Source organism: Bacillota bacterium, from assembly GCA_024655925.1.
Lineage (GTDB): Bacteria > Bacillota > DTU025 > DTU025 > JANLFS01 > JANLFS01.
Genome location: JANLFS010000073.1, coordinates 1 through 15,543, shown reverse-complemented (window position 1 = coordinate 15,543; position 15,543 = coordinate 1). Strand labels below are relative to the sequence as shown.

The window sequence follows — 15,543 nt, the reverse complement described above, 5'->3', positions numbered from 1 at the left end:
CTTTGCGGCTTGCCGCACGGGAAGGCCCTCCATCATGAGCGCAAGGTATGGGAGCCACTTCTCCCGCAGCCTCGTGCGGTGCATCACGGTGCCGGTGAGGTCAGTGAAGTAGGTCCGGCATCGCTTGCACTTGTACTTCTGTATGCCCCTGGGCTTTCCGTACCGGACGATCTCCTTGCTTTCGCAGCTGGGACAGACTTGCCCTTCGGGTTTGGCGAGGTCACGTATGTCGGACAGGGTCACCCTGACGCAGCCTTGGCCGAAGGACATGGAGGCGCAGTCGAAACCTTGAGGGGGGAAGCGAATCTCGGTTAGCGGAAGGTCAGGGGGGTGGAGATCGGGTCCGAACGGGAAAGGGTAGCGTGACGGGAGCAAGGCTGGCATGGTAAGGCCTCCTTCCTATGGGAGCCGGTTGTATCCATATATTACCATGCCCCCGCGGGACCATCAACCATCAATTGGGACTGCCCCAACGGGGCGGATACCGGGCGACACATCGGGTGTTTTGAGGGCCGAAGAGGGCGGACTTGCCTTCTGTCCATACTGGCATGGGCGGCGCGGTGCAGAAGGCCTGCACTGGATTGATACGGAAGGGCGGCTTGATGTCGGCGGGATGATCGATTCGCCTGATGCGCTCGATGACATGGCGACAAATCACCACCGCTACATTTGCCAAAGGAGTGTTCATTTGCCGATGCGGGTTCTTTCTTGGTGATGCGCGATGAGCCAATCAGCGCTGCGCCAATACATGATCGACTTGTGGCGAACGAGGGTCTCCTGATAACCCCGCCCCTTCAGGACCTTCTACGTGAAACGCCGGACCCGTACGTGTCGACCACAGAGCCTACCTGGGGCGGCAATGGCTAGGGGGGCCAGGGAGGTACCCTGAGGTGAAAACAAGCGAAACGGGTACCATGTGGCTCGTGTAGCGACCCACGCCCAACGCCTATGACGACAACCGCGCGAGTTCCAGCGTCACCTGTCCCGCCAGGCGCGATTGCTCTTTGGCCGACTCGGCCTGGCTCGCTATTCCGCGTCCCAGGATCTCGCTTGCGGCCACCGCCGCGGTGGCCCGTTCCACAACCTCGCGCATCTTGTCTTCAAGCTCACCGGCCTGGGCTGCCACCATCCTTGCTGAATCCAGGATCTCCGACATCGACGTCTGCACAAGGTCGGCCTCGCCCGCACCGGCATTGGCCGCGTCTTTAACCTGTTCCATCAGGGCAATGATGTCGCTGAACGAAGTCTGAATCTCCCCGAAGAGGTCTTCCACAGCCGCCGCCTGGCTGAGCAAGCTTTGGATGCGCTCCATGGAGTTCTCGAGGGACCGGGCGACGTCGACCGTGGAGGCCTTGATACCATCCATCAGCCGTCTTACCTCCAATGACGCGCCTGCGGTCATTTTGGCTAGGCCGCCGATTTCGCTGGCGACTCGCCCGAACTCGAGCCCGTTCTCGTCGGCGCGGGCAGAAGCTATTCTGGCATCGAGCGCGATGAGCTCGGTCTGATCGGCTATCTTGGTTATGCTCTGTAGGGCGGCATCGATTCGGTCCATCTGCTCATGCAGCTTCTCAGCGCGTTCGCCGGCTTGAACAGCAACTCTGAGGTTGCTTCGCACCATGGCGACGGTGTTGTGTAGAGCCGTGCTAACGAACGTAAGTCTCATGCCTAGGGCGGATAGTGTGGACTGGGTTTCGCTTGCGGCCCTGGCAGTGACCAGGGTTCTATCCGCGAGGGTGCGCGCCGCGGCGGCGCCCGTCTCCATCTGTTCAGTTATCTTAAGAGAGGCCTCGGTCGAGACCTGGCTTGTGGCCAACACGCCGCGGAACGCTCCCAGCACGCTCTCAAGCGCCTCGTGAGTTTGCTCCGCCGAGCTATGCATGTCCACTGACACTCTGACAGAGTTCTCGCTTTCCATTCGGGTGGTCTCGGCTGCGCACCGGATCTGCATGGAGGCCTCGGTGAGGGTTCGGGAGATGGACCTCGAGAGGAGCGCTCCGAAGGCGAATGCGAAAACAAACGCAGCGGCGACGGCGATTTCGAGCATTGCGGCAAAACGCTCGGTCCGCGCCAGCCTTGGGCCTATCTGCTCCCATATTCTGAGCTGGACATGCTCCGAGCGGCTTATGAGCCACTCGCCCTTGCCGGACAGAGCTCGGAGGAGCAGGTACAGCTGGTCTGGATCTTCCTCGTGCTGCATCCGCACAAGGATCTCTGTGTACTCACCAGCCGACTCTTCGATATCATCGAGCATCCGCAGCACTTCGCGGGCCTTGGCATCTGAACACGCTCCGAGCAGCTGACGCATGCTTCCGAGCAGCATCATAACCTCGTTCAGCTGGTCGTCGGGCCTCTCAATCTTGCCTGTGCCGGCTATGGTCTGGTAGACGTTACTGGTAGTCTGGTATATCTTCTTCGATATTTCCCCGCTGAGCTGCATTGAGGACACATCATAGGTGTTGATCCTGTGGAGGACAGATGTGAGCCCGGCTATGGCGTAGAACGTGAGAACGCTAAGGACGAGGGTGAGCCAGATGATGGCCCAAAACCCCCTGTGCACCTGACGTGTTACAGGCATGGTGCCTTTCGTATTCCTTCTGGCCACACGTATAACCTCACTACAACAAAGGTCTGATCCGCTCAGCGGCGGTGTCCAGGGCCTGCTGAGGCGAGATGTTGCCTTCCAGCGCGCCATGAATGAACCTTTGGAGAATGGAGGAGATTTCGTGGTATCGTGGGAGCTTGGGCCTGTGGTGAAGCCATTTCATCTGTTCGGCCTTGAGCGCGAGGGACGGGTCGTGTTGACGCAACTCCGGGCTCGCCTGCAGTGAGCTCCAGATCGGGACTTCCTGAATGAACCGCTTTTGCACGTCCGGGCTGGTCATGAACTCTATGTACTGCCATGCTTCCTGCTTGCGCAGGGAGTTGGCCATCACCGCCAAGCCCTGAAAGCCGCTGACCGACGATGAAATCTGTCCTGTCTGACTCCGGACGGCGGCTGCGACAGGCAGAAGAGCAATGCTTGACTGGCCGGCGGCTTTCGACACAGATGGGTCGTTCATGATGGAATCGAGGAACGTCCAATTGGGAGCGAACGCGGCCTTGCCGTCGATGAAAACGTCCTTTACGAGCAGCTCATCGGCTGTCAACGATAGGGGATTGACGAGTCCATCGCGGACCCATCTCACCATGGTCTCGAGGGCCTGTACTCCGGGGCCGCGGTTGAAGAGCACGGCGCCGTCGGGCCCGAAGAGGTCGCCGCCGTACGCTCCGACAAGCCACACATATTCGCATACCAGGCCCTCTTTCTGATTCCACGACGCGATGAACGGGTACTTGGTGATGCCGGCGCTCTTGATCGCGCGCATCTGCGCTTCCATCTCCTCGATGGTCTGAGGCGGACCGCTGAATCCCGCGCGGCGGAGCATGTCCGTGTTGCAGAACAGGAAATGTATGTTGGCCAGGAATGGCATCGCCCACACCCGGCCCTTGTACTCGAAGGCACGTCTTATGGTGGGAGAGACATCGAGATCGAGTTGGGACAGGAGGGGTTTTCCGAGGGGGACGAGGTAGTTCTTCTCGGCGAACTCGGCTACCCAGATCAGGTCCACGAGCACCACGTCGTACGTGGCCACCGCGGAAGTGGCCGAGGTCACGATCTTCTGATACTCCTCATCGTAACGCACGATGTTTGCCGCGACTTCCACGCCGTATCTGGCCGTGAACTCCCGAGTCATCTGTTGGAACTGCTCGGGCTGGTATCCTGCCTGCGCCATGTAGATCACGTTGAGCCTCACGCCGCCGGGGCTGTCGGCGACGCAGACGCGCGACCCGACCGACATGGCAAAGAGGAGAAACCCCAGCAGCGCGCGAAGCAGCGGGAGGCTCGCTTTGAGGCGCATGCGGCCCATCACGATCCCTCCTACGTGGCACTGCGTGGCAAGTCCTATGCGTACGCCACCACGCTCGGAGATTCGAATACCCTGGTAAGCATCAGGCTCGCCGCCCCTATCAGACAGGCGCTCGGCCCCAGGGTTGAGAGGACTATACAAACGTTCTTGCCAAGAGCCGACCAGGCGCGGCGTCTGGCGGTCTCGCTCGCGCTCTCTAGGTAGAGCGGGCTTTCAAGCGGCAGTCTGCCGCCGAGCACGATGAGTTCAGGATTGAACCAGTTGACCAAGCTGGCGAGGCCTATCCCAAGGTACCGGCCTGCCTCCTCCACTACAGCCCGAGAGTGCGCGTCGCCGTTCCCGGCAGCCTCGAGCACGGTGTCGATGGTTACGGCGTCGATGCTTCCGCCGGCGAGCTCAATGCAGCTAGTCACTGCGCCGCGCTTTATGTCGCTGATCACCTTGTTCACTATGGCCTCTGCCGACGCCATGACGTCGAGGCATCCGAAGTTACCGCACTTGCACTGCGGCCCGTCGACGTCGACGGTCATATGGCCGAACTCCCCGGCCCCGCCGTTTCTTCCGCGGTAGAGCTGATCGTCGATGACGATCCCGCCGCCCAAGCCGTAATCGGCCATTATATATAGGTAGCTCGAGTGGCCTTTGGCCGCCCCGAACCATTTCTCGCCCCACGCGGCCGCGTTGGCGTCATTGTCGACGACAATCGGGAACCGGAACTCCGCCTCCAAGGCTTCTTTGAGGGCGAACCCGCCCCAGCCCGGCATGTGCGGGGACGCTAATATCATGCCGGTTTCGTCGTCGACAGGTCCGGGATACACGACGCCGATGCCGAGGATCCTCTCAGGGCCGACTCCCGCCCGGTCCAGCACCTTTTGGGCGGCATCGACCACCGAGGGCATGCACTCCCTTGGCCCCTGTTTCCAGTCAAGCGGCCTTTCCTCTGAAGCGATAACCTGTGCATCCAGGTCAGTTACACACGCTTTGAGCCTGTCCACGGAGATCTCAACTCCGCATGAAACATAGGCCCTTCGGTCGAGCTGAAGCATTATAGGTTGCCTTCCGCCTGTGGAATCTCCCAGGCCCGTTTCACGCACAAAGCCTTCGCTTATGAGGTCGTTCACTATAGACGACACTGTGGCAGGGTAGAACTCGCTCAACCGCGATACGTCGGCCCGGGACACCGGGCCGTGCTCGCGGACGATATTAAGCACTATGCTGCGGTTGATGCTTTTGACTAACTTTTGGTTGCCCTTTCGCACAGCCTCTTCCGATATCTGTTTGATGCGACTCAACTTACTCGAGCTCCCCTCCGTGAGAGCAGATTTCGCCAGCGGCTATGCAATCTCCTCCAGCGGCTCATCCCTTCACGCTTCCCGCCGTGAGCCCACGCACGATGAATCTCTGGAAGAGCAAAGCGAGGACCACGGGAGGTATGGCAGCCATCATCCCAGCCGCCGAGATCTGATCGTAGGCGGTTATGTACTGACTTCCAAGTTCCGCGATGAACAGCGGCAGCGTCGCCGAGTTGGTGGACCGAGTGAAAATGAGAGCCAAAAGGAATTCATCCCAGGCCGAAAGGAACGCAAGTATGCCTGTGGCTACGAGTCCGGGCGCGGAAAGCGGCAATATCACGCGGTAGAGCGCTTGCATCTTGGTGCATCCGTCGATCCTTGCCGCTTCCTCAAGTTCAGACGGGACCGTGAGAAAGAAGCCGCGCATTATCCATATAATGAACCCCAATATGAAGGTGGTGTATAGGATGACAAGGTTGAACTTGGTGTCGAAGAGGTGGAATTCCCAACCCATGTTGAGAAAAGCGTAGTCAATGTAGGAGACGATCACGAAGAACGGGATCACCAGGGCGATGGTAGGAAGCATCCTGATAGACATCAGCCCGAGCACGAGCGCGTGCTTGCCCCGAACGGGCAGACGGGCAAGAGCGTAAGCCGCCAAAGTGCCGGCTACGAGGCAGACGACGGTAACCGACGAGGCGACTATGAAGCTGTTGCGAAGAGCGTACACGAACCGCTCGCCTGTCTGCCTGGACACGTCGAACATCACCCGGTAGTTGGCCAAGGTGGGATTCCGAGGGAGCCAATGAGTCTCTCTGTCTGATATCAGCTCGTTATACGGCGTTATGCTCGATATGCCCAGCCAGACCACGGGTGCCAAGGTCCAAACCGCGATAGCCAAGACGGCGACGAACAGCGCCGCTCTCTTGAGACGTTTCACTGCAAGCGCTCTGTTCCAGCGCATTTCCGCACATCCCTCCGGTTCGATGGCTTCATGTGCCCGCGTGGGGCGCGACACACTCTACTGTCACAGGCACTTCGCCTCGCGCCTTTCGCGTGCCCGCGCGGGGCGCGGCAGTATCTCCGGGCAGCCCCGCGCCCGGGGATGACGGGCCTTACCGCTCCGCGTCTGAATAGAAAAGGCGCACGTAGATCGCGGCGAGTCCGAGAATGAACAGGGCGATCAAGAAGGACAGCGCGGCGCCTCGCCCGAAATGGAGGAATTTCATGCCCACCTCGTATGTGAGCACCCCGACAACCCTGATGGAGTACTGCATGATGATGTAGATGATGTCGAACACCCGGAAGAGCTCCATGGTGCGCAGGACCAATATGACGAGGAGGACCGGTTTGAGCAGCGGGAGGGTTATCAGGGTGAGCTTCCGGAAGAACCCTGCGCCGTCTACAGTGGCGGCCTCGTAGAGACTCCCAGGTATCGTTTGAAGCCCCGCGAGAACCAGGAGAACTACCAGGGGAGTTACCTTCCATGTGTCGGCGATTATGATCATGTTCAGCGCCTTGGTCACCCCGAGCCATTTCAGAAAACCTCCGATTACGGGCACCCCGGCAAGTGGGGCGTCGAATCCGAGCCATACGGCGTCATGGCTGCTAGGGAATATACGCAGGACTTTCATGAGCCCGTTGAGCGCTCCGTACTTGGACCCCGAGAATATCCACTCCCACATCCTCGCGTTCACGACTGTAGGGAGCGCCCACGGGATCAGGATGATGGCCCGCATAAACGACCTGCCGGGGAAATCCGCGTCGAGCACGAGCGCCATGCCTATCCCCAAAACGAGCTCTATGAGCAAGGACACAACGGTGAAGTATATGGTGACCCGCACCGAAGGCCAGAAGAGGCCGGACTGGGTGAGGAAATACGAGTAATTGGAAAACCCCACAGGCTTCATCTCTATGCCGCCGACCATGGGCTCGGCCTGGTGCAGGCTGAGTATGAACGCGAATATGAGCGGAGCAATCACCACAAGCATGATCAGAATCGCGCTCGGGGCCAGAAGCCGCCTGGCAAGCCTGTGGTCGTCGAGCTCGCGGCCGTATGAAGCCATGGCGACCACCTCCCAGTCTGTTTCGATCCGCGCGCCCGCGGCCGCCAGGCCCGGACCGGGTCCGCGACGCGGTCCGGGCCCAGACCGCCCTGTGACCAGGCGCGCTTACTTCTTGAGGACGGCGTTGATCTCCTCAGCAGCCTTGTCCAATGCCGCCTTGGGCTCCATCTTCATCTGGAGAGCGGTATGTATGTACCTCTGAAGAATGGAGGAAACCTCCGGATACGGCGGCACCTTGGGCCTGTGGTGAACAGCCGCGATCTGTTTGCTCTTTATGGGCATGGTCCTGTCCATCATGGTGGCGTAGGCGCTTGTCTGCACGGATGTCCAGACCGGCATCTCCTGCAGGTAGGAGCGCTGCACCAGAGGGCTGGTGATGAAGCGGAGATACTGCCATGCCAGGTCTTTCTTGCGGGAGTTGGCCATGATTGCGGCACCCTGGAATCCGCTGACGGATGCAGTCTCGGCCTTGCCAATCTGGCTCTTGGATACCGGTATCAGGCCCATCTCACCTTGTCCTACCACCTTGGACACCTTCGGGTCGTTCATGAGGGCATACTGGAATGTCCAGTTCGTGGTGAACGCGGCGTTGCCGGAGATGAAATCGTCTTTGGCGGCGTCTTCGTCGTTGGTGAGGCATTTAGGGTTGGCAAGCCCGTCTTTGAGCAGGCCGACCATGAACTCGAGCGCCTGTACCCCGGGACCCTGGTTGAACGTGGGACGGCCGCGATCGTCGAAAGTATCGCCGCCGAAGGCGCCGGTGAGCCAGACGAACTCGCAAACCAGCCCTTCCTTCTGGTTCCACGAATCGGTCCAGGGGTACTTCACGATGCCCTTGGCCTTCATGGCCTTCATTTGATCGACCATTTCCTCGAGAGTCCTGGGCGGCGCCGAGAACCCTGCCTTCCGTATCATGTCCATGTTGTAGAAGAACAGCTGGAAATTGGCGAGGAAGGGCATCGCCCATGTCTTGCCGTCGTACACGAAGGCGTCCATGATGGCGGGCGCAATGTCTTTGCGTATGTCAGCGGTTATCCTGTCGTCGAGCGGAACCACCATCTTCCTTGAGGCAAACTCCGCCGTCCAAATCAAGTCGAGGAGGATCACATCGTAGGTGGCAACGGGAGCGACCGCGGACGCGACGATCTTCTCGTGCTGTTCGTCGTACTTCACGAACGTGATGTTGACCTTCGTGTCTGTGAGAAACTCGAATAGGTCAGCCATGTCGCGGATGTCGTCAGGCTGGTACCCCGCCTGGGCCATGTAGATGACGTTCAGAGTCTCCTTGGCCGCTGACGCTCCTGTGCCGCAGAGAATGAGAACGCCCAAAACGAACAGGACGCCCAAAGCATACCTACGCACTTCAAGTACCTCCTTAGTAATAATTCGAGAACCCGACGCCCGAGAGGATGAGGCAACGCGACGGACGTTGACGCCAATACGGGGATACCCTGACACATCACCTCCGGAGGGCTGCGCAACAGGAGACTTTCTTATGTTTGTGTATGAATTAATCGATGCCCTCGATCCGTGCGCACGTACGAGGCGCGCTACAGTGATGTTTGATGCGTCCGTTTGTGTATAAGCGCAGCTCTGGCGCTCACCTCCGGCGGCTGTGCCGCAACCGCCGTGGCTGAGCCACCGACTTTCTAATGTCAATGAATTAACATCCGGTGGATAGTTCGCTTCGCTTGTCCGGTTTCCTGCCAACCCAGGATAAATTTGTTGAGGCAAGATTCACTCCAAGCAGGACCCTGCATGTGTGACCGCAAATGCACCCCCACGCTCCAAAAGCCCTCCCGCGTCCCCGTTACCGAAACACCGCAGCGTCCAGCGTCAGCGCCCTCTCTGCAAGCGCGGGCCTGCCACGGCGGGCAGCTGCAAGAGTCAAAGCCGCAACAACGTGGGGAACCACATCCCGGGAGAGATCGCGCCCGGCGAGGTTGCCATAATCATGAACGAGCCTGCGGGCGAAGGACCACCGCTCCGAAGTAAACGAAGGTTCGTGGGTGAGGATGAACATGCACGCTTCTCCCAGATCTGCGAGGGGATCGCCTGGTCTTGTGTCTCCGAAGTCTATGCCCCATATCTCGGACGGGTTAGGGCAGATGAAGTTTCGGAGGTTCATGTCGCCTACTAGATGGGTCGCCCCGTCATCGCGGCGGAGGGCGGCGTGGCATCCGAAAAGCCAGCGGGCAAGAGCGGAGGCGAGGAGATGGTCATCTGCGCGGGGAGAGGCGGAAAGCAGCGCGCTCAGTGTTGGCCCTGAGATGTATCCCCTGACGAGCGCGGCGGTGCCTGGGGAGAACGGTCTTGGAACCCTGACGCCCGCGGCGGCCAAACGCGCAAGAACGTCCGCCTCCCGCGCCGCGCGTCCGGGGTCAGGATAGATCTTGACTACAGCTTGGGAATGGTTGGAACCTCGCGCCGGAGCTCCTGGGCCGTCCTCTGCCGCATGGCACAGTTCAACGAGGTACGCGCGGCTCTTGCGAGAAGGGAGCTCAGAACAGATCTTGAGTCCGAGGACGCCGCGGACACCCGCGGCCTTGAGTTCCGCCAGCACAGTCTGCTCGATATCGAAGTTCATGCGCGTTGCGGCTCCCGCCTCACCGTGACCTGCACCTCTCGGCCAGGAGTGAAGCCCTTGAGTGCGGAAAGCATGCCCAGGATCGTGCTTGCCACGAATTCCTGGACGAACGGAACCATGGGAAGGTCCTCTCCGTCCACAGAGACCTCAGCTTCCAGCGAGCTTCGCGCGCGGGCCGGCTGAGCCGTCCATTCCAGGGCATGTATGGTCACCAGGTCGGCAAGCCGGCCGGGCGCGGACATCGCGTCCACTGCGGGGAGACCTCGGTAGGAGTCAGTCGATGCCGCGATCGGGCCGCTTATGCAGAACGTGTGAGCATCCAGGCGCTCCCCGATCTCCGCCTCCGACCTGGCACATACGACCCTCGGGACCGGGAAGTCATGGGCGCCTTCGAGGATGACGAAGTCCGATGTGTAGTAAGCAAGGACCTCGTCGTACCCCAACCTGCGCCGGATCAGTATGTCGGTCTCCCGCGGCCCGACCGCTGTGACCATCTCTGCGCCCGCGGCCCGGTGACGGTCGGTGTTGCTGCCGGGGCGGTCCATGGAGAACGACTCCCTGTGTATGTCCTTTACGGTTCCAACTGAGTGCCCCCGCCTCGAAAGCTCCCGAATGAGCTGCTCTATTGTTGTCGTCTTTCCCGAGCGATGAACGCCGGACACTGCGATTACCCTCACATGCTCTCCCCCCTGTTCTTTCTCGAGCTGTGCTTCGCAAGTTTGCGTACGATCACCATTGCGAGAACACCACCGAGACTTCCCGAGATTCCCCCCGCAACTAGGGTGACCACCCGCGGCAGGAAAGGCAGTCGAAAGAAGAGAAAGGATGTAAGCGCGGCCCCGGAGAGGTTGGCGAGCCCCGCCGCGAGCGCCGCCCGGCCTACTCCAACCTTGCTCGGGCCGGGAACAAGGAACACTGCATCAGCGACAAGCCCCGGGAGGGTATACGTGAGCACAGTTGTCGCGCCATGCGACCCCACCATTCCAAGGGCGCCGGCCACTGCGGCCTGCACAACTCCGACGAGAGTGGCCGACCCGGCCTTTCCCGTCAGGCCGTGCGCGATGATGAGCCACATCATGTAGAACCCACCCGCCACGGCGCCGCCGGGCAGGGAGAGCGGCCCCGCAACCATGCGCGCCACCGGTGTGATAACGGGCTTTGTCGCCATGCCCAAGGCTGCGAGAAGCGCTATGAGAGTGAAATCCCTTGTCGTGAACTTGCTCACCATCTCTTCTACCACCTCGCGCAACTGCTGGGACTTCCCACCTCGAGCCGTCGGGCCTTCGATTCATCTAGGATTCCATGGCCGTGAGGGATTCGGCACGGTGCGCTGCGTCTCCTTCAGCAGCGGTAGCTGTAAACAGCATTGCTGCGGAAGAAGGTATTCTTCGAGGTCTGTAGAATACTACGCCATATTATGGACGGGGTCTGCCCGTTCTCGCCAACATGCCTGTCCTAATCTGACAGGCGCCAGTATTGCAGCATGGTTGGGGGGGGAGCCTCTCGGTGAGTTCAGGTCCGTGTACCGACGAGAACATAAGCCTTGACTACAGGGCGCTCGCACGCCTGATCTACTCCAGGAACCCCACGTTCGATCTCTTCATCCCTGAAGACGAGGCAGTCCACGCCCGGCTCGATCTGCTCACCACCATGACGAAGTCTGGCCTTCTGGGCCCGGTCGCGTCCTATTCCGTCGAAGACCACATACTCTTCCTCCGGGGCGGGGATTGGAGAGAGATCGCCCGGGAATGCGCGCGTTCGCGGCGCGGGGCAGGCGTTGAGACGATGGTCCACCGGTACATGCTCGTGCTGCCGTTCCAGCCCTGTGGGTCGCACCCCGACGTCGAAGAGGTCAAGGGTTTCTGTCTGACTAAAGGTGGCCTCTTCGGCCTTTCGGGTTGGACCGAAGTCTATGCCGGAACCTACGATGCAGACATGAGCTTCGTGACCCACAAGCGGTGTGCTGATCTCCAGAAAATGCTGGAAAAGGGGGTGAGAGACCTTATCTGCTCGGCTTCCGCACAATCGTGAGCGAAATCATGAGCGAATAGGAGGGAGAAGACATGCTGGCGCTCTTGTTCATTCTGTCCGTGGGCTTATTTGTAGTCGCGTACCTTGTGTACGGGCCCTTCCTCGACAGGACGATGAAGATCGACGACAAGAACAAGACCCCTGCGGAAACTCTTAACGACAACCAAGACTACGTGCCGACCAACCCGTCCGTCTTGCTCGGGCACCATTTTTCGTCAATCGCAGGTGCAGGTCCGGTCGTAGGCCCCATTACGGCGGCGAACCTATTTGGGTGGCTCCCCGCATACATCTGGGTAGTTATCGGATCCATTTTCGTCGGTGGAGTTCATGACTACACCTCCATCGTTGCGTCCATCCGCCACAAGGGTCTCTCCATCGGCGAAGTTGTTCGGGAATGGATCGGGGAACGCGGCAAGAAACTCTTCCTGATTTTCACCTGGCTCGCGCTAGTCCTCGTAGTAGCAGTCTTCGCGGAGCTGGCGGCGCAGACCCTCTCGCAGGAGTCAGCAGTCGGCTTTTCGTCCACGTGTTATGTGTTCCTGGCGATCCTCTTCGGCCTCGCGATCTACCGGATGAAGATGCCGCTGTGGCTGGCAACAGTCATCGCCGTGCCACTGCTCTACCTCGCACTCATAGCGGGAGAGTATTGGCCGTGGCTGGACCAGCTGTTCACCGTCAACATCTCCACATGGCGGCTCATCCTCCTCGTGTATATTTTCATCGCGTCCGTCCTTCCCGTGTGGGTGCTCCTGCAACCCCGCGACTACCTGTCAAGTTTCCTGCTTTACGGGTCTGTCATAGTCGGGGCCATAGGCATGGTCTTCGGGAAGTTTGACACTACTCACCTTGCAGCCTTCAAATCATTCAAGGCTGCGAACGGTGACCTTCTCTGGCCCATACTCTTCGTCACGGTGGCGTGTGGCGCGATCTCAGGATTCCACTCGCTGGTGGGCTCGGGGACCACTTCCAAGCAGATCAGGAAGGAATCCGACGCCAAGATGATCGGATACGGCGGCATGCTCCTCGAAGGTGTCGTCGCCACAATAGCCATAGGCACCGTCATCATCTGGTCTGGGTGGGCCGCTCCGGGAAGCACTTTCAACCCCATGGGCATCTACGGCGCCGGTCTCGGCCGATTCGCTGAACTGATCGGCATCCCCGCGAAGCTCGGGACGGCGTTCGGGCTCCTGGCACTCAACAGCTTCATCCTGACCTCACTCGACACCGCCACTAGGCTGGCACGGTATCAGTTGCAGGAGCTGTTCAACCTCAAGGACAAGTACGTGGCCACCGTTATCGGAATCGTGTTCGCGGCCTACTTGATCTTCTTCAAGTCGGGCAACACTCCGATGTGGAGCATCATCTGGCCGATCTTCGGGTCCGCGAACCAGCTTGTGGCGGGACTCGCGCTTCTCGCGGTCAGCGTGTGGCTGATCCGAGGGCTTGGGAAGAACGCCACATTCACTCTGATCCCGTTCGTGTTCATGACCGTCACCACCATCGCATCCCTGATCATCCTGGTGTACAATAAGCTCACCCGCACACCCCCAGTATACGTCCTGGGGATCACTGGGATAGTCCTGATCATTCTCGCGGTATGGCTTGTCTACGAGGCCTTCGTAGTGCTCTCCAAGCCTGCTCCGCCGATCAGCGCCAAAGGCGGCGCAAAGGCTGCCAAAGCCAGGTAGGAGGCGTTGCGGCTCCGGAGCCGACCGGTGTAGGCCGAACAGTGTTAAACCGCAAACCCCCGGCTGCGCTCTCGGGCGCAACCGGGGGTTCTGTTACATCCGTCTCGATCAAGGGAAGGCCCGGTCAGCGACCAGGGACCACAAACCCTGTCCTTTGAATGATGCGGGCGAGTTCCTCGCGCTCCTCGGAACCCAGCGGGAGCATGGGTTTCCTGGGTGGGCCGCCGTAATACCCCACGAGATCCATGGCAGCTTTCAGGCCTGGGACTCCCCACCTGGTGGTGACCGCCCGGTTGATCTCCATCAAACGGAGCTGCAATTCGCGGGCACGGTCGAGTTCCCCGGCCTCGAAGTGCTTCTGCACGGCAGCACACTCGTTTGGAAAGACGTTGGCGACGGCCGCGGTCGCTCCGGCAGCACCGAGGGCGAGCGACGGCAGGAGGTAGCTCCCGGACCCCGCGAACACTGCGAAACCCGGTCCCGCCCCTGCGATTATCTCGCCTATCTGAACGAGATTCCCGGAACTGTCCTTGATCCCCACGATGTTGGGGTGGGCGGACAGGGCTATCACCGTATCCGAGCTTAGGTTGATCCCGGTGTTGCCCGGCATGTTGTAGATGATGATCGGGATGGGCGAGGCATCTGCCACAGCCTCATAGTGCTTGCGGAGGACTGCGTTGGTCATGTTGGACTTGTAATAGTGTGGAGGCAAGACAAGGGCGGCGTCGGCGCCCCGGTCCGCCACCTGCTGGGTAAGGGTGACTGTGTCCCGGGTTGTCTCGACACCCGTTCCGGCTATGATTGCCTTGCCCCATGTGTTCTTGGCCACGACAAACGAGACGAGGTCGATCTTCTCCTCAGCGGAGAGATAGCATGCCTCTCCGTTCGAACCTAGAACCACGAGGCCCGCCAGGTCCGACGTGCCCAGCCGGTCCAGGTTGACGGCGAGCGATTCCAGCGCAACATCACCGGAATCCGTGAACGGCGTTGCGATTGGGGCGAATACCCCGCGCAGCTTGGAAGCAATTGACTCTTTCACCTGATTGTACAGCGCCCACGCCCTGCCGGCGGGCAGGCGAAGGGGCGCCGTCTCCCCCCTTCCAGGTCGTGACTTGAGGCGATGTCGCGCGGCGTGCAGGCGCGGCCACGTGCCCGGGCTACCATTTCGGAATTGGAGGCGAGATATCCTGCTTGTAGTGGCACCTGTGCGCCGCTGTGCACATCTCACAGGAGTTGAAGGTCTGTAGGCGCTCGGAGATGGAAGTGCCCACTGGAAGCAGGAAGGATGAAGACTTCAGGGGGCGCATGAGGTAGTCTGACGTCAGAGACACCCCGATTGCTGATGTGTCGATGAGCGAGAAGATCACTGCCTGCTCTGTGAGGGGCACCGCCTGGCATCCGGGAGAGATCCTCGGCCCCATTGTCATCCCTCTCTCTTCCAGGGCCTCCCGGACCTGTGACTGAAAGGCCTTGTTAGTCTCCTCTAGGGCGAGACATGCCAGGGCATCGAGGACCACCCCGAGCAAGGGATCACCCGAGTCGAAGTACCGTTGGATCTCCTCCTCCACCCAGGGTCCGACTGTGGATACGACCGCAACGAGTTCGCTTGCGCCGGAAAGGAGCCACTCGGGACAGGAGATCCGCACAGTCGACCCGTCACTTGGATTCACAAGCTCAGCCTCCCCCGTGCTGTCCGCGATGCGGAAGCTCCGGGCGACGAGACTGGGCCTTATTAGACCTCCAGCGCACTTCTGAGCTAACCCCTCGAAGGCCCTCCTCATCTCGTCCAGGCGCGAATCAGGGATAGTCTCCGCCCCTATGGCTCGCCGGACATCCCCGAAACCTACCTCGGGCATCCCCAGGCGCATCACTGTCTGATCAGGAAAGAGGAGTGCCACTGCGATCATGCTCCATTTCCACTAGGTTTCGTCCAGCCACATCGATTCCGCAAAGACATCCTGGAACTCC

General features: G+C 60.2%; 14 protein-coding genes. 2 read left to right on the top strand and 12 right to left on the bottom strand.

What is annotated here, in order from left to right:
• From NUW23_11380 to NUW23_11335, 10 genes are all read right to left on the bottom strand, one after another.
• Positions 1-384: hypothetical protein (locus tag NUW23_11380; protein ID MCR4426765.1), on the bottom strand; the 384-nt coding region annotated here is incomplete at its 3' end.
• Between the two features lie 562 nt (positions 385-946).
• Positions 947-2,605: a methyl-accepting chemotaxis protein gene (locus NUW23_11375; protein MCR4426764.1), complete on the bottom strand. Its 1,659-nt coding sequence runs from the start codon at positions 2,603-2,605 to the stop codon at positions 947-949.
• 13 nt (positions 2,606-2,618) lie between these two features.
• The gene (locus NUW23_11370) at positions 2,619-3,911 is read right to left on the bottom strand and encodes an extracellular solute-binding protein (GenBank protein MCR4426763.1); all 1,293 of its coding nucleotides are present in this window, start codon (positions 3,909-3,911) and stop codon (positions 2,619-2,621) included.
• A gap of 35 nt (positions 3,912-3,946) precedes the next feature.
• Complete coding sequence (locus NUW23_11365; GenBank protein ID MCR4426762.1) at positions 3,947-5,203, bottom strand: ROK family protein; 1,257 nt, start codon at positions 5,201-5,203, stop codon at positions 3,947-3,949.
• A 64-nt stretch (positions 5,204-5,267) separates the two neighbouring features.
• Positions 5,268-6,167 (bottom strand): carbohydrate ABC transporter permease, encoded by a 900-nt coding sequence (locus tag NUW23_11360; GenBank protein ID MCR4426761.1) that lies wholly within the window; start codon positions 6,165-6,167, stop codon positions 5,268-5,270.
• Positions 6,168-6,318: 151 nt separating this feature from the next.
• Positions 6,319-7,269 carry a sugar ABC transporter permease gene (locus tag NUW23_11355; protein MCR4426760.1) on the bottom strand — a complete coding sequence of 317 codons (951 nt, stop codon included), beginning with the start codon at positions 7,267-7,269 and terminating at the stop codon, positions 6,319-6,321.
• A 105-nt stretch (positions 7,270-7,374) separates the two neighbouring features.
• Positions 7,375-8,631: an extracellular solute-binding protein gene (locus tag NUW23_11350; GenBank protein ID MCR4426759.1), complete on the bottom strand. Its 1,257-nt coding sequence runs from the start codon at positions 8,629-8,631 to the stop codon at positions 7,375-7,377.
• A 448-nt stretch (positions 8,632-9,079) separates the two neighbouring features.
• A complete protein-coding gene (locus NUW23_11345; GenBank protein ID MCR4426758.1) occupies positions 9,080-9,856 on the bottom strand; it encodes a phosphotransferase in 777 nt (258 codons plus the stop codon).
• Positions 9,853-10,533: a molybdopterin-guanine dinucleotide biosynthesis protein MobB gene (locus tag NUW23_11340; protein MCR4426757.1), complete on the bottom strand. Its 681-nt coding sequence runs from the start codon at positions 10,531-10,533 to the stop codon at positions 9,853-9,855. Before NUW23_11340 ends, NUW23_11345 begins: the two co-directional genes overlap by 4 nt.
• A complete protein-coding gene (locus tag NUW23_11335) occupies positions 10,530-11,096 on the bottom strand; it encodes an ECF transporter S component (GenBank protein MCR4426756.1) in 567 nt (188 codons plus the stop codon). The genes NUW23_11340 and NUW23_11335 overlap by 4 nt, the downstream gene beginning before the upstream one ends.
• A gap of 266 nt (positions 11,097-11,362) precedes the next feature.
• Here NUW23_11335 and NUW23_11330 point away from each other — a divergent pair, with 266 nt between their 5' ends.
• Positions 11,363-11,887 carry a hypothetical protein gene (locus tag NUW23_11330; protein MCR4426755.1) on the top strand — a complete coding sequence of 175 codons (525 nt, stop codon included), beginning with the start codon at positions 11,363-11,365 and terminating at the stop codon, positions 11,885-11,887.
• Between the two features lie 32 nt (positions 11,888-11,919).
• Entirely contained in the window at positions 11,920-13,575 is a 1,656-nt protein-coding gene (locus tag NUW23_11325; protein ID MCR4426754.1) for a carbon starvation protein A, read from the top strand.
• Positions 13,576-13,699: 124 nt separating this feature from the next.
• Here NUW23_11325 and NUW23_11320 read toward each other — a convergent pair whose 3' ends face one another.
• Positions 13,700-14,614 carry a dihydrodipicolinate synthase family protein gene (locus NUW23_11320; protein MCR4426753.1) on the bottom strand — a complete coding sequence of 305 codons (915 nt, stop codon included), beginning with the start codon at positions 14,612-14,614 and terminating at the stop codon, positions 13,700-13,702.
• 118 nt (positions 14,615-14,732) lie between these two features.
• The gene (locus NUW23_11315) at positions 14,733-15,473 is read right to left on the bottom strand and encodes a hypothetical protein (protein ID MCR4426752.1); all 741 of its coding nucleotides are present in this window, start codon (positions 15,471-15,473) and stop codon (positions 14,733-14,735) included.
• Between the last annotated feature and the right edge of the window lie 70 nt (positions 15,474-15,543).